Origin of the sequence: Ornithinibacillus contaminans (assembly GCF_001038425.2) — a bacterium.
Taxonomy (GTDB): Bacteria; Bacillota; Bacilli; order Bacillales; family Amphibacillaceae; genus Ornithinibacillus; species Ornithinibacillus contaminans.
The window spans coordinates 1-24,280 of record NZ_LDPV02000015.1 but is presented as its reverse complement, the minus strand read 5'-3'; the positions used below and the strand labels follow the sequence as shown (position 1 = coordinate 24,280).

Here is a 24,280-nt window from a genome sequence, read left to right as displayed (position 1 = left end):
TTTAGATTAAACCCATTTCCTTACCAACTTTTTCATAAGCAGCAATTGCCTCATCTAGCATTTCTTTTGTATGTGCTGCTGTTGGCATATTCCGTACACGTCCAGTACCTTTAGGAACCGTTGGGAAAACAATTGATTTTGCATACACGCCTGCATCAGCTAAACGTGTACTGAATTCCTGTGCCGCTTTTTCGTCTCCGATGATACAAGGTGTAATTGGTGTTTCACTATCACCGATATTAAATCCAAGCTTCTTTAGTCCGGCTTTCAAATAGTTCCCATTTTCCCAAAGCTTATCATGAAGCTCTGTGCTTTCCATTAAAATCTCTACTGCTTTTTTACTAGCAGCTGCATCCGCTGGTGATACTGCTGTTGAAAATAGGAAGGGACGCGAGCGAACCTTTAGCCAATCGATTAGATTTGCTTTACCCGCCACATAGCCACCGATTACACCGATTGCTTTAGAAAGTGTTCCCATTTGTAAATCCACTTTATCCTGTAAGCCAAAGTGTTTTACCGTTCCTGCGCCTTTTCCAAGTACACCAGAACCATGAGCATCATCAACATAGGTAATTAAATCAAACTCCTCAGCAATCTCCACTATTTCCGGTAGTTTCGCAACGTCACCATCCATGGAAAAGACACCATCTGTGATGACCATAACTTTATTATATAAGCCTGATTCCACAGCTTCTTTTGCCTTCTGGCGTAAATCTTCCATATCAGAGTGGCCGAAACGGATAACTTTTGCTCGTGATAAGCGACAGCCATCAATAATAGAGGCATGGTTTAATTCATCTGATAAAATAGCATCGTTCTTGTCCATTACCGCAGAGATTGCGGCCATATTACAGTTAAACCCGGATTGATAGGAAATAACCGCTTCCGTACCTTTAAATTCCGCTAGTTTTTGTTCTAATTCGATATGTAGGTTTAGGGTTCCATTAATCGTACGAACCGCACCGGCTCCGACACCATGTGATTCAACAGCAGCTTTTGCCACTTGTTTTAAACGTTCATCTGTTGCTAATCCTAGGTAATTATTAGAGGAGAGATTGATAAGCTGTTTTCCATTAATACTTATCTTCGCTCCGTTTGCGCCTTGAACTGGGTCAATTTCATTATATAATCCATGTGCTTTTAAATCAGCAAGGTTTTCATTTAAAAATGTATCTAATGCTTTACTAGTCATGTTTTGTTGCCTCCTAATCGTGATTTTCTCTTTTTCGTTATGAAAGCGTTACCAAGCAGGTAATCATATATAGTTTATCACAATATACCTTAAATGTTTACTCATACGGATCTTCTATTTTTTGCTTCTTTTTCCGATTACTATCAATTCAAATAGTCATTCTTGGAAAGGTCTTCTAATCTTGTAAAGCATTGGTGAAAATTCTATTAAATTTTGTAAAGAATCTAATTGTCTTCTCGTTTATATCCTATTATACTAGCAAGTGGAAAGAATTTTTTGGAGGCAAAATGATGAGGAATATATTAGTAGCATTATTGTTGATGCTTATAATAGGATTTGCTGCAGTTGGCGTTTCAAAGGCGACCGATGAAACAGAAAAGGTAATCGAACCCACTGACTCTGGGGTAACGATTCAAACTCAATCATAAGAAAACATAAAAAAATGGAAGCATTGGCTATCAATGCTTCCATTATCTTGCTTGTACTTGCTATTCAATAATCGTTACTTCTACTTCTTTAACGCCCCAGTTAAGTGCTTCTTCTGTAGTTGGTACATGGATGTCAATTCGATTTCCTTTGATTGCTCCTCCAATGTCACCTGCTATAGCAGTACCATAGCCTTCTACATATACTTTTGATCCTAATGGAATTACGGATGGATCAACCGCAATTACTTTTGCATTGCGATCAGCGTTTAAATCAATGCCGGTGTATGTCACACCGGAACATCCATCACATTCAGCTGTATATGCTGTTGCGACAACCGTTAATGTTTGCCCTTCAGGCTTGTCCTCTTTTTTACTAGTAGTACTTGCTTTGACTTCAGCTTGTTTTGTTGTTTGCGCAGCTGCTACTGCTTTTGAATATTCTTTTGCTTCCTTAATTAGCAACTCTTGCCCAACTAAGATCAAGTCTGATGTTAAGTCATTCCATTCTTTTAATTCTTCTACTGTTACATCATTCTGTTTTGAGATACCAAATAGGGTATCTCCCTTTTCTACTAAATACTTTTTATAGACTGCTAGTTTTTGTTTTGGATAGATTAAGTCAGAGTTTAAATTATTTATTTCAAGTAAAGAATCAACTGTCGTTTCAAACTCTCGCGCTATACCCCATAGGGTATCTCCTTTTTCAATTTCATACTCTTGTGCCGATGCACTTAATGCTGGGCTAGCAAGTATAATTCCTGTAGCGAGCATTGCTACAATTTTCTTCATAGTAGTCCCTCCTTAATTTCCGGACAAAGCCTATCGTAACATAGGTTACTAGACTCTGCGGTTACAAGACTTTTAAAAGTCTGTTACAAGGATTCCCGAAACTACTAAAAATTATTACAAAAATAATAGAAATAAGACAAAAGTAGGAGATAAATCTTCAAATAGTAAAAAAGAAGAAGCCATTAACGGCTTCTTCTTCATCAATTTCTCGAATTATAATTAGTCAACAAATGGTTCTTCTTGACTTACAGCAATTTCGTAACGACGTAGGTCAGATGCTGGGTCAATTGAGTAGTTAAGAACACGGTTGTTAACCGGAATTAATACAGAACGGTAAAGTGTTGGGAACATTGGGATATTGTCCACCATATGTTGTTGCCACTTATTGTAGACATCTTTACGATATTCTACATCCATCGCTTCAATAGAGTTACCGTCTTTGAATAATTGATCCATTTCTTCACTAGTGTAACGAGTGTAGTTAGCTGAAGACGTACGTCCATGAATACCTTCAGGGTTTACGTCAGTACCAGTTCCCCATGCACCTTGATAAATATCATATGCAGGATCATCTGCTTCTAGGCGATCATAGAATGAGTTAAATTCTAATAGACGACCGTCTACAAGTTCAACTTTTAGACCAACTTCAGCCCAACATTGGATGTAGTAGTTTGCTAATGGCTCAGCAGTTTCTCCACCTTCCATAGATGCGAAGTTAATTACTAACTCTTCACCTTCTGGCGTTTCACGGAAACCATCACCATCTACATCTTCATATCCAGCTTCATCAAGAATTTTCTTAGCTTCTTCTGGATTATAAGTTGGTGTTTCAATTGATGCATCATGATACTCTTGGAAGAATGGAATTAATAATGTAGTAGCATTCCAACGTAATCCGTTGTAGAAGTTATCTCCAACAGCGTTGTTATCTATTGCATACCACATAGCTCTACGTAAGTTTACATCTGCCATTTTAGCATCTGGATCCATTACGTTTTCACCAAGTTCTGCATCCCATTTACCTAATTTAAATCCAATGTACGTATAAGCAGCATCAACAGAACCTAACCATTCAACGTTAGCCATATCAGCTACATCTGGATATTGGTCAGTCGGGAAGCTATCAACTAAATCAACTTCACCAGTTTCAAGTGCATTAATTACTGTACTTGAGCTAACAATTTTAGCAGTTACTTTATCTAAAGCAGGCTCACCGCGCCAGTAGTCTTCGTTCTTCACATATGTTACAGACTCACCAGGAACGATGCTTTCCACTTTATATGGTCCGAAACCAATTGGAGTTTCACGAACATATTCAGATGCAGGCATATCAGCTACAGAAATGCCCTCAAAGATATGTTTCGGTAATGCATAAGGCCAGATACCACCAGAAATCATGGATGGACCAGTTGATAGATGCGTGATTTTTAATGTTTTCTCATCAACAATTTCAATACCAGAAATTGTATCTGCTTCGCCAGCATGGTATTCTTTCATACCAACAACATTTTCAAAATCTGCACCATAACGAATACCTTTGTAATCTGCGTGACCAATTACTTCATACGCATAAGCCCAGTCTTCAGCAGTTACAGGCTCACCGTCATGCCAGTTAACACCATCTTTAATGGTTAACGTAAATGTTAAACCGTCTTCTGATACTTCATACGTAGCTGCACCATCATTGGTGTAGTTGAAGTTTGCATCAGAATCAAATAATGGCTCATCAAACCAAGCGATGAATTCATAGTCATAAGCATCTTCATAGAAGTTGAAGTTTAATGTACCAGCAAACGCTGTGTCTGCTACTACACCATACGTAAGCTCTCCACCTTCAATAGCTTCACCTTGGTTTTCTTTTGTCATGCTGAAGTCATCGATAGAGTATAACCCGTCATCTTCTGCTTCTTCTTCACTATCGCCAGCAGGTTCTTCTGTATCTGGGTCCTCTGTCTCGTCGCTTCCGCTATCTTGGTTACAAGCAGCAAGTACTAGTAATAGTGCTAGCATTAGTGCGAATAACCATTTTGATAAACTTGTCTTTCCCATGTTTAATACCCTCCCTTTTTATTGAACCAATTGGTTTTGTCGATTAAATAAAAATTTGAATCGACATTTATACGCAACACAGATACCTTGTATCCATGTAGGTAACAAATTCAGATATCGTTCTTGACCAGCCTCACCTCCTTAAAATGAATGTCTTGATGTGGTTGATTCGTTCTTAGTTAGAAAGAAACGAGACTTTTAACCATGATTATCCTCTTCTTTGTCGTGCATCTGTTGCACGCTTTAGCGCTTGACCAACGTTATTTACACTTAACATAAGCAGGAGAATCAAGAGTGAAGCTGGTACCCAAACCCACCATCTATGTTCTAATGTTTGTGGATTGGTTGCATAGCTTAGTAAAGTTCCTAGACTTGGCGTGCTTTCTGGAAATCCAAAGCCTAAGAATGATAATCCAGATTCTAATCCAATATTTGCTGCTAGATTCAGTGTCATGTTAACGATAATGATTGAGCTACAATTCGGTAATAGATGTCTAAAAATAATCTTAAGATTTGATGATCCAAGCGTTTTGGAAGCTTGAATATAATCGAGTTCTTTTTCTTGGAGTGCCTTTGACCTGATTAGCCGGGCAATACCCATCCATAAAAAGGCGGTCATAATTGCCGAGAACGTGAGCACGCTATACTTCGGCACAATGGCAACAAACGCAATAACAATCATCGTAAATGGTAGGATCATGAAGAAATCTAAAACTCGCATCATGATATTATCAATATGACCACCATAGTAGCCGGACAATAATCCGAACATAATTCCGATGAGACCTGTTGCGACAGTTACTACAATCGCAATTGATAAAGAATTCCGTGTTCCAATTATTAACTGACCAAAGATATCACGTCCTCCATAATCCGTACCGAGGATAAACTCATTTGACGGCGGCTCGTGGATTGAGAATAAATCTACTCTTACAATTTCATCCTTATCCAGCACAATAGATGTGCCATATACGAATGCGGTAATCGCAATTAAAAATATTAATGATAGGAGTGCCAACTTATCTCGGACAAGTTCACGCCAAATAATACTAAAACCAGATGGACTCTTAATAACACTATTTCCTTCAATAGTTACCGTATTTGTTTCCACTTTTATCACCTCACCCTTTTCCTATTTTATTTAATCCGAATTCTTGGATCGACAAGACTTAAAATAATATCGGAGATTAGCGCCCCAAGGATCGATGCAGCCCCAAACAGTAGGATTGACGCTGTCACAACACTATAGTCGCGTTGTGATATCGACTCTACGAGTAATTGCCCCATACCTGGATAACCGAATATATTTTCAATAAAGATAGATCCTCCGATTAAGCCTGTAATTTCAAATCCAAAGAATGCCGCAATAGGAAGTAATGAGTTTCTTAGAATATGTCGATTGTACACTCTAGATTCCGGTGCACCCTTTGCTCGAGCTGTGACGATAAAATCACGTTGTTTCGTATCGACAATTTCATTACGTAAATATTGAATCGTGCTTGTCGTCGTTATTAGTGCCATTGAAATGGCAGGTAATAGTAGATGATATAACCGGCTCATCACATATTCAAAGGTTCCCTTGTCAACACCAGGCTCGACACTTCCACTTGTTGGGAACCACCCTAAATTGAAGCCAAACAACCAAAGCATAACGAGCGCAAAAATAAATAATGGTGTTGCAAAACCAACATAACTATAGCCGGTAATCATTTGGTCTCGGAATGTATCGTTATAACGACCACTTGTTATTCCGAGTGGTATAGCGATGAGGTAGGTTAAAATTAACGTAACTACAGATAACCAAAATGAGTTCACAATTCGTTGCCCAATTAAATCTGAGGTCGGCATTTTAAAACGGAATGACTCGCCTAAATCACCTTTTACAAACCCGCCAACCCAACGAGCATATTGCTCATGCCATGGGTCATTTAAACCATATGCTTCTCTTAGCTCTTCAATTCGATTTGGATCAACATCCGGTCCCATTTTTCCGGATAATGCATCCCCTGGCATTAATTGTGCAAGGACAAATACTAGTAAACTTAACACAATTAATTGAGGAATCATGATTAAAATACGACGTAATGAAAATTTCCACATATTATCAACCTTTCTCCGGTAATGCTACGAGATGTGTATCCGTTATTGGTTTTAATGCATAGGCTAATCCTTCAGTATCAAAATAATCATTATAGGCTTGTTCATATTCCTTATTAACCTCATCACGGAATCGCTTCAGCTCACCACGTTTACTCGGATCAATTTCTGGAATAGCAGCAACTAGTCTCTTCGTATAGATATGTTGTGGTTGTTCAAATATTTCTTTTGCCGTTCCTTCCTCAACAAATCTTCCTTTATACATAATTCCAATGTGATCACACATATGTTTAATGACCCCAAGATCATGACTAATGAATAAATACGTAAGGTCTAATTCGTTCTGAATTTCCTTCATAAAGTTCAGTACTTGGGCTTGTACAGAAACATCAAGTGCCGATACTGGCTCATCTGCGATAATTAGTTTCGGCTTCAGCGCGACTGCCCTTGCGATACCGATACGTTGACGTTGTCCACCAGAGAATTCATGTGGGTATTTCAAAATACTTTCTGGACTTAGTCCAACTAGTTCTAACAATTCCTGTACACGTATTCTTTCTTCTTTTTTGGATAGCTTTTCAAAATTCCGTAACGGTTCTGCTACAATATCTAATACTCTCTTTTTCGGATTTAATGAAGAATATGGATCTTGGAAAATCATTTGAATATCTTTACGTGCTTCTGATTTGGCTGTTTTAGCCAATGTAACTGGCTTATCCTCAAAGGTTATGACACCATCAGTAATATGATTCAATCCGATAATTGCTCTTCCAGTAGTTGATTTTCCAGATCCTGATTCTCCAACCAGGCCGTATGTTTTCCCCTTTTCCAGTGAAAAAGAAACACCATCAACTGCTCGAACGTAATCTAAAGTTCTTCCAAAAAGACCGCCTTTAATTGGAAAATGTACCTTTAAATCCTCTACCTTAAGAAACGCCATGCTGTTGTTCCTCCTTACTTTCTTCCGGGAAGTTGAAATGTTTATAGCAAGTGCAACGAACAAAATGTCCTGGTTTTACTTCATGCAATTCTGGATTTTCTTCATGTGCTGATTCATCTACCCAAGGGATACGTGCTGCAAAGCGACAACCCTCACGCGGAAGATTTTGCAAGGAAGGTACAATTCCTTGAATAACGTGTAATGTATCCTGTTCCTCTTTTGCATTAGGAACGGAATTAAATAATGATCTTGTATAAGGATGAAGTGGATTGTCAAATAGTGAATGAATGTCGGCTAATTCAACAATTTGTCCCGCATACATAACAGCAACTCTATCCGCCATCTCTGCTACGACACCTAAATCATGGGTAATTAGGACGATTCCGGAGTTCATGTCTTCCTTTAAATCTTTAATTAAATCTAAGATTTGCGATTGAATTGTTACATCCAGTGCCGTTGTCGGCTCATCTGCAATTAAAATATCCGGCTCATTTGCAATGGCAGTAGCAATTACTACCCGCTGTCTCATTCCCCCAGATAGCTCATGCGGAAATTGATGATATACATAATCCGGACGAGGAATTCCTACTTTTTCTAGTAAATTTATAACTTTTTCTTTTCGTTTGGATTTTGATAAATCTTTTGTATGGAGAAGTAATGCTTCTCCTATTTGATCACCAATAATCATTAGTGGATTTAGTGCAGTTAAAGGATCTTGGAAAATCATTCCCATATTTTTACCACGTAACTTATTTAACTTACTCGGTGAAATATTAGCGATATCTTCATCATGAAATAATATATTCCCCTCGATTTTTGCCCGACTATGAAGACCCATAATCGAAAAAGCGAGTGCGCTCTTACCACAACCAGATTCCCCAACTATCGCAAGTACTTCATTTCGATTTACTGTAAGGCTAACGTCATCAACCGCCGCATGGTATTCATCTCGAATACGAAATGAAGTCTTTAAGTTTTTGATTTCCAATAACTTCTCTGCCAAAATAATCCCCCTAACTAAATATTACAAAAATTTAATTTGCATTGATAGAACATAGTAAAGAGCAGAATATAGTGTCATGGTGTGGTGGTCTTCTCTCTCTGTTCTGCCCTACTAAATACCTATTTGTTTTAAATTTTCCAATAATTATATTTGGACTTTTATTACTGAATTACACAATTTTTATACATTCGTAACAATCCTGTAATATACTATCAATTTTTATAAAGTATATATTATTTTCAGACTTTTAACAAGTATTTTTTTATTTTTTCTTTTAAATTTTTTTGATTATTTCGTTAAAAAGAACATAACGGATAATTATTAGGGTATAGTTGCTAGAATTAGCGACATATATTAGTGGAATTGGGTGTATTTACCTGCTTTGGCAATGTGTTTTATGGAAGCTATAGTACCTGTGTATTGATTACTAAATTTGGATTGTTTACTATATTGGACATAAAAAAAGAAGAAGCCCTACTTGAGAGCTTCTTCTAATTGCTATTATTCCGCTACAACTGGTTCAGCTTGTGATACGCCGATTTCGTAACGACGTAGGTCAGAACCTGGATCTAATGTGTAATTAACGACACGGTTGTTAACTGGAACAATAACAGAACGATATAATGTTGGGAACAATGGAATGTTATCCACCATTAATTGTTGCCATTGATCGTAAACTTCTTTACGGTATGCAGTATCCATTGCATCCATTGAAGAACCTTTTGCTAATAACTCATCATTTTCTTCATTAGTCCAACGTGGGTAGTTAGCAAATGAGTTTCCTGCGAAAATACCAGCAGGGTTTACATCTGTACCAGTTCCCCATGCACCTTGATAGATGTCGATACCTTCATCGTCACCTTCTACACGATCATAGAAAGAGTTGAATTCTAATAGACGACCATCTACTAATTGTACATTAAGTCCTACATTACCCCATGCTTGGATATAGTAGTTTGCGATTGGTTCTGCAGTGTCTCCACCTGACATTGATGCGAAGTTAATTACTAACTCTTCACCTTCAGGGTTTTCACGCATTCCATCACCATCAACATCTTTATAGCCAGCTTCGTCTAGAATTTTGTTAGCCTCATCTGGATCGAATGTTGGTGTTTCGATATCAGCATTGTAGTATTCTGGGAAGAATGGAATGATCAATGAAGTTGCATTCCAACGTAATCCATTGTAGAAGTTATCTCCTACAGCATTGTTATCAACTGCATACCACATAGCTCTACGTAAGTTTACGTCAGCCATTTTTGCATTTGGATCTACTTCTACTTGTCCTGCTTCTTCATTCCATTTACCTAATTTGAAACCAATATACGTGTATGCTGCATCAATTTGACCTAAGAACTGTACATTTGACATATCAGCATTATCTAGGAATTGATCTGTTGGGAAGCTATCAACCATATCTACCCCACCAGTTTTCAATTCTTGTACTACTGTAGATGGGGATACTACTTTAACAGTAACCTTCTCTAAAGCAGGCTCTCCACGCCAGTAGTCTTCGTTCTTAACCATCGTTACAGACTCACCAGGTACGATGCTTTCTACTTTATATGGACCGAATCCAATTGGGTTTTTACGAACCGCGTCAGATTCAAGCATTTCTGCTACTTCCATTTCACCGAATACATGCTTCGGTAATGCATATGGCCAGATACCTCCAGTAATTAGAGAAGGTCCGCCTTCTTTATATGTGATTTGTAATGTTTTTTCATCAATTACTTCAATACCAGAAATTGTATCTGCTTCTCCAGCATGGTATTCTTCCATACCTTCGATGTTTTCAAAGTCAGCGCCATAACGAATACCTTTGTAATCTTTATGACCAATCACTTCATGAGCAAATAACCAGTCTTCAGCTGTTACAGGCTTACCATCATGCCAGTTTACGCCATCTTTAATTTTGAATGTGTAAACTTTACCAGAGTCGTCAACTTCCCAAGTTGCTGCTCCGTCTTGTGTGTACGTATAGCTTTCATCATTATCGAATAATGGCTCATCGAACCAAGCGATTACTTCATAATCAGGAGCTCCTGAATAGAAGTTGAAGTTAAATGTTCCTTCAAGTACTGTATCCGAAACGATACCATACGTTAATGATCCATCTTCAATAGCTTCTGCATCATTTGAAGTTGATACTTTAAAATCATCAATGTTGAAGATACCATCCTCGTTCGGAGTAGGGTTGTTTGAAGCTTGACCTTCTGTGTCTTTATCTTTGTCAGAAGCGTCATCACCGCCACCACAAGCAGCTAGTGCAAGCACTAATACTAACATAAGTGCTAATAACGATTTACTTAAGCTTGTCTTGCTCATTTTGTTGCCTCCCTTTTTAATAAATAGCTTTTTCTTGGCCCTTCCAATTGACGCGGCCAAGCCAACTAAATGATTGTCATCATGGTACTTTTCTTACCCTCTTCGTTGTCTTGCATCTGTTGCCCGTTTCAATGCTTGTCCAACATTATTAATGGAAAGCATTAATAATAAAATCAAGATTGATGCTGGTACCCAAATCCACCAACGATATTCCAGTGTTTGTGGGTTAGTTGCATAGCTTAATAATGTACCCAGACTTGGTGTGCTTTCTGGAAAACCGAATCCCAAGAAAGAAAGCCCTGACTCTAGTCCAATATTAGCTGCTAAGTTTAATGTCATCGTTACGATCATAAGTGAACTTAGGTTTGGCAATACTTGCTTAAACATTATTTTCAAATTCGATGATCCTAATGTTTTCGATGCTTGTACATAATCTAGCTCTTTTTCCTGTAATGTTTTCGATCTAATCAATCGCGCTATCCCCATCCAGAGGAACGCTGTCATGATAAGCGAGAATGTTATGACGTTATATTTCGGAACAATTGCAACAAATGCGATTACAATCATTGTAAATGGTAGGATTAAGAAGAAATCCAATATACGCATCATGATGTTATCGATTTGCCCACCGAAATAGCCAGAGATTAATCCGTAGATAATTCCGATAAGCCCTGTCATAAGGGTTACCAGAATCGCCACTGTAAGTGAGTTCCTCGTTCCAATGATTAATTGTCCAAAGATGTCACGACCACCGTAATCAGTACCTAATATAAATTCATCAGAAGGCGGCTTATTAATGGAGAATAAATCTACCTTAACAATCTCATCTTGATCTAAAATAATGGATATACCAAATACAAATGCAACGATTAGAATTAAAAATACTAATGAAATTAACGCAATTTTATCTCGAACAAGCTCTCTCCAAATAATGGAAAAACCAGATGGGCTTTTCATTGGAGCTTGTACTTCTTTCTCGTTCGTCTTGTTGTTTGCCATCTTCTTCACCTCACTGTTTTGCCAAATTATTTAATACGGATTCTTGGATCAACAAGACTAAGAATAATATCAGAAAGTAGTGCACCTACAATTGACGCAACACCGAACAGTAATGTCGTTGCTGTTACAACCGTATAATCACGTAATGTGATTGATTCGACTAGTAATTGTCCCATACCTGGATAACCGAAAATATTCTCAATGAAGATCGACCCGCCGATTAATCCAGTAATCTCAAATCCAAAGAATGCAGCAATCGGTAATAGTGAGTTTCTCAAAATATGACGATTATATACACGTGATTCAGAAGCACCTTTTGCTCTCGCTGTTAAAATGAATTCTTTTTGCTTTGTATCTACGATTTCATTACGTAAATATTGAATGGTGCTATACGTTGTAATTAATGCCATCGAAATCGCCGGTAATAGCATGTGATATACCTTGCTTACAAAGTAATCGAATGTTCCTGGCGTAAGACCAGGTGTAACACTACCACTCGTTGGGAACCAGCCGAGCTTGAACCCAAATAGCCATAGCATAACAAGCGCGAAGATGAATAATGGTGTCGCAAACCCAACATACGTATAGCCGGTTACGAGCTGGTCACGCCATGTATCGTTATAACGACCACTTGTAATCCCTAATGGAATGGCAATCAAATAGGTGATAATTAGCGTAACGACTGATAACCAGAATGAGTTGGCAATACGTTGGCCAATTAACTCTGTTACAGGCATTTTGAATCGGAAGGAATCGCCTAGATCACCTTTAACAACGCCACCAATCCAGCGTCCATATTGTTCATGCCAAGGATCATTCCAGCCCATTTCTTCTCTAATTTCATCCAGTCGCTTCGGATCCACATCCGGACCAACTTGTCCAGATAGAGCGTCCCCTGGCATTAATTGTGCAAGCACAAAAATCAAGATACTTAGTATGATTAATTGAGGAATCATGATTAATGAGCGTCGAATACTAAATTTCCACATAATATCAACCTTTCTCCGGTAAAGCCACTAAATGCGTATCAGACACTGGCTGTAATTTATAAGCTAATCCTTCTTCATCAAAGTAATCATTGAAGGATTTTTCATATTCCAATTTCACTTCTTCTCGGAATTTTCGCTTTTCTTCACGTTTATTCGGATCAATATCCGGTATTGCCGCAACTAGTCGTTTTGTATAAATGTGCTGTGGCTCGTTGAATATATCGGTTGCCGTGCCCTCTTCCACATAGCGACCCTTATACATAATACCGATGTGATCACACATATGTTTGATTACCCCTAAATCATGACTAATGAAAAGATAGGTTAAATCTAATTCTTTTTGAATCTCTTTCATAAAGTTTAGAACTTGCGCTTGAACAGATACATCCAATGCGGATACTGGTTCATCAGCGATAATTAGTTTTGGTTTTAATGCAATTGCTCTAGCAATCCCAATTCTTTGGCGTTGTCCACCAGAGAATTCATGTGGATACTTTAAAATGCTTTCTGGACTAAGTCCTACAAGCTCCATTAATTCTTGAACTCGTTTACGTTCTTCTTTTTTCGTTAGCTTTTCAAAATTGCGAAGTGGCTCTGCCACGATATCTGCAACACGTTTTTTCGGATTTAAAGAAGAATACGGATCTTGGAAAATCATTTGGATATTACGACGCACATCAGAACCTGCCCGTCTTATGTCAGTAATATTTTGTCCATCAAACAAGACACTTCCTGATGTAATATCGTTTAAACCAATAATCGATCTGCCTGTAGTTGTTTTCCCAGAACCAGATTCTCCTACTAGTCCGTATGTTTTACCTTTTTCTAAGGAGAAGGATACGCCATCCACTGCTTTGACATGTCCTACTGTCCCTCCAAAAATACCGCCTTTAATAGGAAAGTGAATTTTTAAATCGTTAACCTCAAGATATGACATGTTGTTCCTCCTTGCTTTCATCAGGGAATCTGAAATGCTTATAGCATGTACAACGCACATAATGCCCTGCTGATACTTCTTTTAATTCTGGATGTTCTTCATGAGCAGATTCATCTACCCATGGAATTCTGGCACCAAAACGACAGCCTTCTCTTGGTAGGTTTTGTAATGAAGGAACAATACCTTGTATGACATGTAATTTATCTTGTTCTGTACTTGCGTTCGGCACAGAGTTTAATAATGATTTGGTATACGGATGTAACGGGTTTGAAAATAGTGTATTAACATCAGCAATCTCAACAATTTGTCCTGCATACATAACCGCTACACGGTCTGCCATTTCAGCAACAACACCAAGGTCATGTGTAATTAAGACAATCCCTGAATTCATTTCGTTCTTCAATTTATTGATTAACTCTAATATTTGAGATTGAATGGTTACATCCAATGCTGTTGTTGGCTCGTCCGCAATTAATAGCTCCGGCTCATTAGCAATTGCCATCGCGATCATAACACGTTGGCGCATCCCTCCGGATAATTCATGAGGAAATTGGTTAATCACGTGATCAGCACGTGGAATTCCAACTTTATTTAATAGGTCTAAAACTCTTTCTGTACGCTTAGCCTTTGAAAGATTCTTATTGTGTAATAGTAGGGTTTCACCAATCTGCTCGCCAATTTCCATTAAAGGGTTTAATGACGTTAATGGATCCTGGAAAATCATTCCTAAGTCTTTCCCACGAACTTTATTAAATTCAGATGGCGTCATTTTAGCGATGTTTTTATCTTTGAAAAGGATATCTCCTTCAATCTTGGCACGGGTATGAAGTCCCATGATTGAGAATGCCAATGCACTCTTTCCACAGCCTGACTCTCCAACGATTGCTAATACTTCATTTTTATTAACCGTTAGTGAAACATTATCAACCGCTGCATAGTAATCATCTTTTATACGAAATGATGTTGTTAGATTATTAATTTCTAATAATTTCTCAGCCATTCTTAATCCCCCTATTTCTATCGTGTCGCCCAAGACAATATGCCTTTTTAGGGTATACATCTTTGTAGAATTTATGAAACAAGCCAATCTTATTATTGTTTAAATTATTCTGATAATTTAGTGTTATTGAATTTATGTGATAGAAACTATTATACTACCATTTTTTTAAGAATGCACGTCTATTTTTAGAAAAATAGTAACTTTACTACAGTTATTAGGTAATTTTACTTATAGGAGAAAGCGCGTGATTCCTTTATAGGTATAGGTTTAGACCCACTTGACTTAAACGAGAATTTTTTCTAATTTTTTTATCCTACTTTATCACTAGATAATGTTATCTATAAAATTGTCAATATTCTGTGTCGTTAAATAACTGTATTTTGTCACTATTTTAACGATTTGTTCATTTATTGCTAGGGCGTGGTCGCTGCGTTCAGGAGTGTGGTGGCGTTGCTTCGGGATTTATGCACGGATGTTCGGGAGTGCGCTACATTGCTTCGGGATTTATCCGCGATGTTCGGGAGTGTGTCCCATTCATTCGGGATTCTACGTGTTGTTCGGGACTGTATCGCATTCGTTCGGGATAACTGAATGGCACTTCGGCATTAAATCTGTTTTGTTCGGGATTCGTAGCTGCGGTTGGATTATAGATTCGATTAGGGAGTTGTGAGGTGGAATTCAGCGGTAACGACCACTAATTCAGCGTAACGTTACAATCGATCAGATACCGCAATATTCATTCCATAAAAAAAGAGACTTATTCCGTAGAATAAATCTCTTATACGTTAATTTTCTTCGCCATATAAATGGCAAGCTACCCAGTGATCTGGTTTATGCTCGGCAAGTTTTGGTTCTACTTTCGAGCATATTTCCATTGCCATTGGGCATCTTGTCCGAAAACGACAGCCACTCGGTGGATTGATCGGGCTAGGTACATCTCCCTCTACAATGATTCGTTCCCGGGAACGTTCCACCTGTGGATCTGCGATTGGAATTGCACTTAATAATGCTTGTGTATATGGATGTAATGGTTCTTCGTATAGATCATCACTTGTTGAAATCTCAACCATGTTTCCTAAATACATAACACCAACTCGGTCACTGATATGCTTCACCATGGATAAATCATGGGCAATAAAGAGGTAGGTTAATCCTCTTTCCTTTTGAAGCTTTTTCAACAGGTTTACAACTTGCGCTTGAATCGATACGTCTAACGCTGAGATTGGTTCATCGGCAACAATGAAATCCGGGTCTACAGCAAGTGCTCTGGCAATCCCAATCCGCTGGCGTTGTCCACCACTAAATTCATGTGGATAACGATTTCCATGCTCCGCATTTAATCCAACCGTCTCTAACAATTCATTGACACGATTTGTTCGTTCCTCTTTTGTTTTCGCAAGCCCATGAATGTCGATACCTTCTGCGATAATATCTTTTACCGTCATTCTTGGATTCAAGGAAGCGTATGGATCCTGGAAAATCATTTGCATGCTGCGATTTAAGTCTTTTAATTCTTGTTTAGATTTTTTGCCATGTACACTAGCACCTTTGAAGGTAACTTCTCCATCGGATGCTTGATAAAGTCCCATAATTGTACGGCCAGCAGTTGATTTACCACAGCCAGATTCCCCTACTAGACCAAATGTTTCTCCCTTATAGATGGCAAATGACACTCCGTCCACTGCCTTTAACACGTTTTGACGGTCTACTTTAAAATGACGTTTTAAATCTTTTACTTCTATTAATGTTTCCTTTGCATTAGCCATTTACCTTCGCACCTCCAACATTTACAAACTCTGGCGGTTCCACTTTCGGTGCACGCTCATCCAATAACCAACAAGCCGTTTTTTGTGTATCAGATAACTCGTAATATGCTGGCATTTGTGTTCCACAGGCCTTCATCGCATATGGACAACGAGCAGCAAACGGACAACCTTTTGGTGGATCAGCTAAATCTGGAGGCGATCCAGGAATTGCTTGTAGTTCCTCGCCTTGTTGGTCTAGCTTCGGCATGGATCCTAGCAGTCCCCAAGTATACGGATGCTTCGGATTATAGAAAATCTCATCGACTGAACCTGTCTCCACAATTTTACCACCATACATAACCGCTACACGGTTTGCTGCATTAGCAACGACACCAAGGTCATGAGTGATGAGGATTATTGCGGTACCAGTTTCTTTTTGTAATTCTTTCATTAAATCCAAGATCTGTGCTTGGATGGTAACATCTAGTGCTGTTGTCGGCTCATCCGCTATAAGAATCTTCGGATTACAAGCTAACGCAATCGCAATCATAGCACGTTGTCTCATCCCACCTGAAAACTCATGTGGGTACTGATCAATACGTTTCTCGGGGGTTGGAATTCCAACTAGCTTCAGTAACTCTACACCACGATTGTGTGCTTCTTGTTTGGACATATTTTGGTGCTTAATTAAACCTTCTGCTATTTGTTTTCCAATCGTCATGGTAGGGTTCAATGAAGTCATTGGATCCTGAAAAATCATCCCGATTTCTTTCCCGCGAATGCTCTCCATTTGCTTTTCCGATTTCTCTGTTAAATCTTCCCCATCAAACACAATTGAACCATTGACAAATTTTCCGGGAGGCATAGGAATCAGACGCATAACAGACTGAGCCGTAACACTTTTTCCTGATCCAGATTCCCCAACTATTGCTAATGTTTCCCGCTCGTGTAAGTCAAATGATACATCACGCACAGCCTTTACTTCTGCATTATAGGTATCAAATGATACAGAAAGATTTTTTACGCTTAGTATTTTTTTCATTTCGCATCCTCCTCCCTACTTACGTTCTTTCGGATCTAGTGCATCTCTTAATCCATCACCAATTACATTAAATGCTAGCATGGTTAAACAGATGAAAAATGCTGGAAAGAACAGCTGATATGGATAATATTTAAACGAACCTAGCGCATCACTTGTCATAACGCCCCAACTCGCGAGTGGTGCAGGTACCCCTAATCCTAAGAAGCTCAAGAATGCTTCCGTGAAAATAGCGGATGGTACTGTTAATGTTAATGTTACAAGGATTGGTCCGAATGTGTTCGGAATTAAATGCTTAAATAAGAGTCTTGAATTACTAGCTCCTAACGATCTTGACGCTAAGACATACTCCTCTGATCGCATTTGCATAACCTGACCACGGACGATTCTTGCCATATTGATCCACCCAGTTATAACCATCGCGAGGATCATCGTCCATAAGCCTTGTGGCATTACCACCATGAGGAGAATAACAACGAGCAAGTATGGTACACCAGATAAAATATCAGCAAATCGCATGATATACTCATCGACCCTACCGCCGACAAATCCAGCAACCGCTCCTAAAATTACCCCAATAACTAAATCGAGGAATGCTGCCATTAACCCAATGAATAGGGAGATTTTTGCACCTTCCCATGTTCTGGCAAATATATCACGACCTAAACTATCGGTTCCAAACCAGTGATCAGCGGATGGCGTTTGGTTACCACTCATTAAGTCATTATCTTTATAGTTCTCACCCGAAATCGGTGCCCCGATAAAAGCCATTAATGCTAACAAAGCTATTACGATAATTCCAGCTAGTGCTAGCTTGTTCTTACCAAATCTTCTCCAAGCGTCCTTCCAAAAGGAGGTACTCTTTCCAACTATACGTTCTGATTCCGCTTGGTCAACATGCAGTGGTTCGAAGTCTGCGCTTGTTAATTGTGATTGTGCCATCATTTCTCACCTGCCTTTGCAGCTACTTTTATTCTCGGATCTATTAATCCATAAATTAAATCAACAATTAAAATAGAGAATAATAGAATGACACTGTAAAAGACGGTAGTTCCCATAATAACCGTGTAATCACGATTGGTAATACTAGTCACGAACTCTTTTCCGAGTCCAGGAATCCCAAATATTTGTTCAATAATAAAACTACCCGTTAAAATACCCGCAACCAATGGCCCAATATAGGAAACAACCGGTAACATGGCATTCCTAAGACCGTGCTTATACGTAACGATGCGTTGGCTCATTCCTTTTGCCTTTGCAGTTTTAATATAATCTGAATGCAACACATCTAACATACTAGAGCGCATTAATCGCGCAATAAATGCTAGTGGTGTTGTCGCTAATGCTAGTGCGGGTAATATCGTATCTGAAAATGACTCCATACGAGCGATCGAGAACCATTCTAGCTTCGATGCAAAAATAAATTGTAGTATGGTAGCCATGATAAAGCTCGGTACTGAGATTCCAAGCACCGCAATAACCATTGCAGTATAATCACCAAATTTATTATGCTTTAGTGCTGCAAATACTCCGAGTAAGACACCGATCCCTAAAGCAATAAATATTGCCTCTAGCCCTAAAATAAGGGAGTACGGGAAACCACGTAAAATTATATCCATGACTTCTTGTCCTTCATATTTAAAGGAAGGTCCGAAGTCAAATGTTAGCGCATTAACTAGATAATCAACGTATTGTACAATAATTGGATCATTCAATCCATATGCTTCGTTCATTTGTTCTTCAATTGCCGGTGGTAATCTACGTTCTGAAGCAAATGGTCCACCCGGCGCCGCTTTCATGATGAAGAACGTGACGGTTATAATTAAGAAAAGGGATAGCAGAATATACGCTAATCTCTTTAATAAATACTTTGCCAACACATCCACCTCCAATGACGTAAAATTAAAAATAGAGCGAGACAAGCTCCCCCCATACCACTTTTTTCAAGTAAGAGAATAAGCTCATAAAATATGCAATGAAATACGATAGTCTAGTATTTCTATAAGGAGTCTCGTTTTTGGTTTGCATCTCTCGTTACATATTAAATTATTATTCTCAAAATTTGTAGAAAACTTAGTAATGTTAGATAAATTAACCCTATATAAGGAAGCAACCAAGACAAGAAACACTTTTGTTGCGTGCTTCCCATCTTGGTTATTTGCTTCTTGTTTTCAATTATTATAGTGAACTATTATTTTTCAATATAGCCCCACTTGTACTGTACGCCACCAAGTCCTGAAACTTCGATGTTCTTCACGTAATCTTGGCTAATCCAAACATTCGTGTAGAAGTAGATTGGCGCAATTGGCATTGCATCCATGAAGATTTGCTCTGCTTGACGTAAGATTTCTTTACGTGCAGCTGCATCTGTTTCAGTTCTAGATTGTGCAAGTAATTCTTGGTACTCTGCATCTTCCCAGTTCGTGTAGTTGTTTCCACCTACTTGTTGGAAGATTTCAAGGAAGTTGATTGCATCGTTAAAGTCTGCAAGCCATCCCATACGTCCAACTTGGTAGTTACCTGAACCCATTGAATCTAGGTATACATTCCACTCTTCATTACCAAGTGTTACATCAACACCTAGGTTAGTACTCCACATATCTTGAACAGCTTGCGCAATTGTAGCATGTGCTTCATCTGTATTGTAAGATAGTGTAATTGGTGGTAATTCAGATAAGCCAAGCTCTTCTAAGCCCGCTTCTAGGTATTCTTTCGCTTGTTCTACATCATTATCAGCGAAGTATCCTTCATTGTTTTCTTCAAAAATTGACGGTGGTACTAGCGCCATTGCTGGTTGCTGTTCACCTTTTGTAATGTTCTCAACAATACCTTGACGGTTAATTGCTAATGCAAATGCTTTACGAATATTTTCGTTATCAAATGGTGCTGCTTCTGTATTAAATGCATAGTAGTATACACCAGCTAAAGATGAAATATTAAGTGATCCATCTTCTTTTAATGCTGGGATTGAAGCTAATGGTAGTGAGTCAGTTGGTGATCCTACCCAATCAAGATCTCCTGCATTATACATTTCAAGTGCAGTGTTTTCATCATCAACCATGAACATATTGATTGTTTCAAGTTTTACAGTTTCAGCATCCCAATATTCAGGATTCTTTGTAAGTACAACTTTGTCTGAGTGTGCCCAAGAATCAAGCAAGAATGGTCCGTTAGTTACGTAGTTCTCACCTGCATCAAGTGCCCAATCAGCGTTACCCTCAACAACATTTTTATTAACAGGGTAGTAAGTATAGAAAGCCGTTAAATCTAAGAAATATGGAGTTGGTTGTTCTAATGTAACTTCTAGCGTTTTTTCATCAACAGCTTTAACGCCAACTTCATCTAATGATGCTCCTTCTTCTTTAGCAGCTTGAGCACCTTTGATTACATATAATTGATATGCATAATCAGTGTCCGCATTATTAGGATCTAATACCCATTTCCATGCATATTCGAAATCTGCTGCTGTTACAGGGTCACCGTTAGACCAAACTGCATCATCACGAATTGTAAATGTGTACGTTAATAAGTCATCAGATACTTCTGGCTCACCTGCTGCCATTGCTGGTTCTACGACACCTTCTTGGTTAATTCGCATTAAACCTTCAAATACCTGATCAAGAATTGCACCAGAAGTAGTATCTGTTGCTGTACCAGGATTTAATGAAGGTGGTTCAGTTTTAATATTGACATTAAGTACTTGTTCAACTGTTTCTGTACCTTCAGTATCAGTACCTTCTGTTTCGCCACCTGTTTCTGTTCCGCCATCTGTTTCGCTACCAGCCTCATCGTCACCGCCACAAGCAGCTAGAAAAAGACCCATAGCCAGAACTAGAACAAATAGTAATGACCACTTTTTAAATTTCATATTTGTAGACCCTCCCGTTTTTTAATGATTCTAACAATTCAAGACAGTCTAAATCTTGAACCTTGAAAACAATTATACAACTTATCATTAAATATTTCATCTATTTTTTTGAAAAAATTTAATATAGTACTATATTTTACTGTATTCAAATATAAGTAAATAGTCATATATTGTAAATTTTCCGTTAAATTTATGGTGCTTTAGACGCAATAAAAAAGCCGCGACTCTCCTAGTCTATTAGAAGATCACGGCTATTCTTTCATTACTTAAATAAGCTTGAGAAAAAATCTGTAATCGCGTTTACCAGCTGTTTAAAAAAGTTTCCAATACTATCCCAAAATCCCTCATCATTTACTAAATCTGTAATCTTATCTTTTACTTTAGAAGCAATATCGTTCAATTGTTCAGATACTTGGCCAAAATCGATGTTCAAGTGACGCATTTTATCAAATAAATCAATTAATAATTGTTTATATTCCTCACTTAATGTAATATTCAATTTATCTAATTGCTCCTGAACAATTCGTTCTACATCCTCCACTGTGGCAGGATTTTGCTCAGCAATAGCTTGCTTAATTTCGGTAATTAAGTTGCTCACCTGTTCTTGCGTTAGACCAGCATTCTTAACCAGATCAGTGGCAAGTCCCAGTTCTTCATTTGCAAGCTCCATCCGTTCTTTGTCTAACTCTACACCTTGCACATCATATGCTTTATAGATACCAGTTAGTGCCGAATGCCCTGTTACAGCAACAGGTGATGCTACCAAAACGGTCGCATTTTCTACTCCCGCTGTTAATAATGCATTGGCATACATTTCGTTGGTAACCTCTGTGATATTCTCCGGTGTAATAATCGAAACATCCAACCCACCAGTATCTTCTATAGTAATTTTCGCAGAGGAAAACATCCTTGAATTCGCATTTCCACCAATATAATTCGCTAAATCTTCACCCGTCACTGTGTATTCTTCAACCGTTTCTGTATCCGATAACTCTAATAACTCTTTTGTCTGTGCTTTTTGCTCATCGGTTAAGTTTCCACCATATACAACAATGGGTAAGCCATTTTTTTCATCAATGACATCTTCTGCAGCTACAGGTGAAATAACACACGCTAGCAAACTAACCACTAACACGATGACACTCGTTATTTTAAAGAAAGGTTTCATGTTTTCGTAACTCCTTTTCCATTATTATCGCTAAAGTTATGTTTGTCCTATTTTAATATGAATATGATTGATTAGTCTCATTATACTTAGGTCTATTCGAAATCTCCAATATGTGCTAGAAATAAATACTTTAAATTTATTTCGGTTTCCGTTATATTTAGGGTAGCGAAATAATTTTACAGAAGGAAGGCACGTACCAATTAATACTGAAAACACCAATGTAAAACGTAATTTAGTCATTATGTGGTTTGCAAATTTTTTCATTGCTGGAAGTACGACCATGGTTATCCCATTCCTGTCTTTATATATCGCATCGTTTGGTAATTTTTCTGATGTATATGTACAGAATTGGGCTGGCTGGGTATTTCTAGTTACCTTTATTGCAGCGTTTTTATTTGCTCCGATATGGGGAAGAATCGGAGACAAATATGGTCGTAAGAAACTATTAATCTTTTTTTCTAGTGGAATTGGGCTTTCTGTCTTTTTAATGGGATTTGCGACAAATGTCTGGCAGCTATTTATGCTCCGGCTACTAATGGGTGTATTTACTGGATTTATTCCGATGTCTCAAGCACTTATTGCCACCCAGACACCTAAGAATATCGCAGGCCGTGTGCTAGGCACATTACAAACTGGTAGTATCACTGGTTCGTTAATGGGGCCACTATTAGGTGGCGCATTAGCCGATGCGTTTGGCTTTTCCACAACATTTAAATGGATTTCTATTGCCATCCTACTTTCTAGTGTAATTGTTATTTTTGGCGTTAAAGAGGAGCCACTTCCTATTGCTGAAGATAAGGATCATAAGCATTATTCACGGAAGGAAGTACTTCTGCACATTGTAAGGCAGCCTGTATTACTTGTCGTGATGCTAATTTCTGCACTCGTGCAGATTGCACACTTTAGCGTTCAGCCAATCTTGTCCTTATATGTAGAGGAAATTCATGGCGCATCAAGTATTGCCTTTTTTGCCGGGATTGCTTTTTCAGCTGCTGGGGTTGGGAATTTATTGATGGCACGTAATTGGGGTAAATTAGGAGATCGTATCGGTTATGTAAAAATATTAATTATACTTCTGTTCATGGCAGGAATTGTCTATTTACCCGGAGCATTTGTTCAGTCGATCTGGCAGCTCGTTATCGTCCGTTTTCTGTTAGGCGTCTCGATTGGTGGGATTATCCCACTTAGAATTGCCTACATTCGTCAAGAGGCACCATTATCCATGCAAGGGGAAGTTCTTGGATATAACACTAGCCTACGTTTTCTCGGAAACATTATTGGACCCGCACTCGGTGGATTTATTGCGGGTTTTTACGGTATATCATCCGTATTTCTAGTGACTGGCGGTCTACTCATCCTAAGTGGTGTATTTCTCTTAGTAGCCTGGTATAAATTTGAATACGCCACAGAAAACAGTAGCCACACCATATCTTCACATTAACCAGGGGCTGGGACATAAGTGTTAATGGTTAGATAAAATCCGAACGTTGGAGCACGATACCCGCTCCGGGAATATACTTCGCTTTCACTTCCAGCACAGGGGTGACATCTGCTCGAAACTACCTCGCAGTGTCTACCTTGCCGCGGGGGCTGCTGAGCCTCCTCGCGCTGAAAAGCAGTGCGCCTGTGTCTGCTAGTATCGCTTCGGAGTATGCTTCCTCAGCGCAAGGGAACGAAGAAGGTTATTCAAGTAGCACCCTCACTGCGGG

At 38.5% G+C, this 24,280-nt stretch carries 20 protein-coding genes; 2 read left to right on the top strand and 18 right to left on the bottom strand.

What is annotated here, in order from left to right; all coding sequences use genetic code 11:
• Position 1 precedes the first annotated feature (1 nt).
• Positions 2–1,192, bottom strand: coding sequence for a glycine C-acetyltransferase (locus JF53_RS02735; RefSeq protein WP_047980570.1), 1,191 nt, complete (start codon positions 1,190–1,192; stop codon positions 2–4).
• Positions 1,193–1,482: 290 nt separating this feature from the next.
• Here JF53_RS02735 and JF53_RS17410 point away from each other — a divergent pair, with 290 nt between their 5' ends.
• Entirely contained in the window at positions 1,483–1,620 is a 138-nt protein-coding gene (locus JF53_RS17410) for a hypothetical protein (protein ID WP_157052451.1), read from the top strand.
• A 60-nt stretch (positions 1,621–1,680) separates the two neighbouring features.
• Here JF53_RS17410 and JF53_RS02730 read toward each other — a convergent pair whose 3' ends face one another.
• The 17 genes from JF53_RS02730 to JF53_RS02650 form a co-directional block, all read right to left on the bottom strand.
• Positions 1,681–2,409, bottom strand: coding sequence for a 3D domain-containing protein (locus tag JF53_RS02730; RefSeq protein WP_047980569.1), 729 nt, complete (start codon positions 2,407–2,409; stop codon positions 1,681–1,683).
• A gap of 219 nt (positions 2,410–2,628) precedes the next feature.
• Positions 2,629–4,458, bottom strand: coding sequence for an oligopeptide ABC transporter substrate-binding protein (opp4A, locus tag JF53_RS02725; RefSeq protein WP_047980568.1), 1,830 nt, complete (start codon positions 4,456–4,458; stop codon positions 2,629–2,631).
• Between the two features lie 208 nt (positions 4,459–4,666).
• Positions 4,667–5,569: an ABC transporter permease gene (locus tag JF53_RS02720; RefSeq protein ID WP_047980567.1), complete on the bottom strand. Its 903-nt coding sequence runs from the start codon at positions 5,567–5,569 to the stop codon at positions 4,667–4,669.
• Positions 5,570–5,595: 26 nt separating this feature from the next.
• Complete coding sequence (gene opp4B / locus JF53_RS02715) at positions 5,596–6,558, bottom strand: oligopeptide ABC transporter permease (protein WP_047980566.1); 963 nt, start codon at positions 6,556–6,558, stop codon at positions 5,596–5,598.
• Between the two features lie 4 nt (positions 6,559–6,562).
• Positions 6,563–7,495, bottom strand: coding sequence for an ABC transporter ATP-binding protein (locus JF53_RS02710; protein ID WP_047980565.1), 933 nt, complete (start codon positions 7,493–7,495; stop codon positions 6,563–6,565).
• The gene (locus tag JF53_RS02705) at positions 7,482–8,498 is read right to left on the bottom strand and encodes an ABC transporter ATP-binding protein (protein ID WP_047980564.1); all 1,017 of its coding nucleotides are present in this window, start codon (positions 8,496–8,498) and stop codon (positions 7,482–7,484) included. The genes JF53_RS02710 and JF53_RS02705 overlap by 14 nt, the downstream gene beginning before the upstream one ends.
• Before the next feature lie 501 nt (positions 8,499–8,999).
• Positions 9,000–10,826, bottom strand: coding sequence for an oligopeptide ABC transporter substrate-binding protein (opp4A, locus tag JF53_RS02700; RefSeq protein ID WP_047980563.1), 1,827 nt, complete (start codon positions 10,824–10,826; stop codon positions 9,000–9,002).
• 93 nt (positions 10,827–10,919) lie between these two features.
• The gene (locus JF53_RS02695) at positions 10,920–11,825 is read right to left on the bottom strand and encodes an ABC transporter permease (protein ID WP_047980562.1); all 906 of its coding nucleotides are present in this window, start codon (positions 11,823–11,825) and stop codon (positions 10,920–10,922) included.
• Positions 11,826–11,851: 26 nt separating this feature from the next.
• Positions 11,852–12,814, bottom strand: a complete 963-nt coding sequence (gene opp4B, locus JF53_RS02690; RefSeq protein WP_047980561.1) for an oligopeptide ABC transporter permease — start codon at positions 12,812–12,814, stop codon at positions 11,852–11,854.
• A 4-nt stretch (positions 12,815–12,818) separates the two neighbouring features.
• Positions 12,819–13,751 (bottom strand): ABC transporter ATP-binding protein, encoded by a 933-nt coding sequence (locus JF53_RS02685; RefSeq protein WP_047980560.1) that lies wholly within the window; start codon positions 13,749–13,751, stop codon positions 12,819–12,821.
• Positions 13,738–14,751 (bottom strand): ABC transporter ATP-binding protein, encoded by a 1,014-nt coding sequence (locus JF53_RS02680; protein ID WP_047980559.1) that lies wholly within the window; start codon positions 14,749–14,751, stop codon positions 13,738–13,740. Before JF53_RS02680 ends, JF53_RS02685 begins: the two co-directional genes overlap by 14 nt.
• Positions 14,752–15,536: 785 nt before the next feature.
• Complete coding sequence (locus JF53_RS02675) at positions 15,537–16,517, bottom strand: ABC transporter ATP-binding protein (RefSeq protein WP_047980558.1); 981 nt, start codon at positions 16,515–16,517, stop codon at positions 15,537–15,539.
• Positions 16,510–17,538, bottom strand: a complete 1,029-nt coding sequence (locus tag JF53_RS02670) for an ABC transporter ATP-binding protein (RefSeq protein WP_047980557.1) — start codon at positions 17,536–17,538, stop codon at positions 16,510–16,512. The genes JF53_RS02675 and JF53_RS02670 overlap by 8 nt, the downstream gene beginning before the upstream one ends.
• Before the next feature lie 15 nt (positions 17,539–17,553).
• A complete protein-coding gene (locus JF53_RS02665; protein WP_157052454.1) occupies positions 17,554–18,477 on the bottom strand; it encodes an ABC transporter permease in 924 nt (307 codons plus the stop codon).
• Complete coding sequence (locus JF53_RS02660; RefSeq protein ID WP_047980555.1) at positions 18,477–19,412, bottom strand: ABC transporter permease; 936 nt, start codon at positions 19,410–19,412, stop codon at positions 18,477–18,479. The genes JF53_RS02665 and JF53_RS02660 overlap by 1 nt, the downstream gene beginning before the upstream one ends.
• A 314-nt stretch (positions 19,413–19,726) precedes the next feature.
• Positions 19,727–21,403, bottom strand: coding sequence for a peptide ABC transporter substrate-binding protein (locus tag JF53_RS02655; RefSeq protein ID WP_047980554.1), 1,677 nt, complete (start codon positions 21,401–21,403; stop codon positions 19,727–19,729).
• Positions 21,404–21,665: 262 nt separating this feature from the next.
• Positions 21,666–22,571 carry a DUF1002 domain-containing protein gene (locus tag JF53_RS02650; RefSeq protein ID WP_047980553.1) on the bottom strand — a complete coding sequence of 302 codons (906 nt, stop codon included), beginning with the start codon at positions 22,569–22,571 and terminating at the stop codon, positions 21,666–21,668.
• Positions 22,572–22,812: 241 nt separating this feature from the next.
• On the opposite strand from JF53_RS02650, the gene JF53_RS02645 reads away from it, so the two are divergent.
• Positions 22,813–24,012, top strand: a complete 1,200-nt coding sequence (locus tag JF53_RS02645) for an MFS transporter (protein ID WP_047980552.1) — start codon at positions 22,813–22,815, stop codon at positions 24,010–24,012.
• The last annotated feature ends 268 nt before the right edge of the window (positions 24,013–24,280 follow it).